The following is a 420-nucleotide window of genomic DNA, read 5'->3' as shown; positions in this document are numbered from 1 at the left end:
TGTCGGGTAAAACTTTTGCAAATCCGGCGTGTCGCTTCCCACTTTCTGCCAGCCTAGCGTGCTAAAAGGCCAAAGCCAGCTTGAAAACCAAGTGTCCAGCACGTCGGGATCTTGCGTGATTTTCTTGCTCTTGCAATGGGGGCAAGTATCAATGTCGTTACGCGAAACCGTAAGTTTGCCGCAGTCCTCGCAAGTCCATGCGGGGATTCTGTGCCCCCACCAGAGCTGGCGGCTTACGCACCAGTCCCTTATGTTTTCCATCCAGTGTTTGTAGGTGTTCTCCCATTTTTTGGGGTAAAAAATAATTTCGCCCTTCTGCCAACTGGCGAGGGCTTTTTCGGCTAACGGCTTCATTTTTACGAACCACTGTTCGGAGAGGAAAGGCTCTATCACCGTATGACAGCGGTAACAATGCCCCAC

1 protein-coding gene is annotated in these 420 nt (G+C 51.2%); it reads right to left on the bottom strand.

What is annotated here, in order from left to right; all coding sequences use genetic code 11:
* The coding region (locus ACYVTD_RS17135; RefSeq protein ID WP_461248849.1) for a class I tRNA ligase family protein at nt 1–420 on the bottom strand (420 nt) is incomplete at both ends.

This window comes from Treponema sp. R6D11, assembly GCF_054786075.1.
This window is presented reverse-complemented; position numbering and strand designations above follow the sequence as displayed.